The 260-nt window shown below is 67.7% G+C and carries 1 pseudogene; it reads right to left on the reverse strand.

Annotation, left to right across the window (positions count from 1 at the left end):
* Positions 1 to 260 (reverse strand): annotated as a pseudogene (locus RF641_RS17670) (HNH endonuclease); the annotation flags it as partial.

Genomic DNA, 260 nt, shown 5'->3' on the forward strand with positions numbered 1-260 from the left:
GTCGCGGATCTTGATGAATTCCTTGAGTCCGGGCGGGAAGGCGCGGGCGGTGGAGTCCATGGCGATCAGCTCGCTGTCGCCGGGGGCGGTGTAGAGCCGCTGGATGTCGGGGAAGGTTTCGATGCGCGCGGCCAGGTCGTCGTGCGCGTCGGGGTAGTGGTGGAAGTAGTCCTCGTTGCGGATTTCCGCGCCGGCGATGAGTTCTCGGGCGTGCTGGGCGGGGATGTAGCCGTAGCCTTCGAGCCAGGCGGGGGTGCGGT

The sequence above is a fragment of the Arthrobacter sp. 'calajunan' genome (genome assembly GCF_046940185.1).
Classification (GTDB): Bacteria; Actinomycetota; Actinomycetes; order Actinomycetales; family Micrococcaceae; genus Glutamicibacter; species Glutamicibacter soli.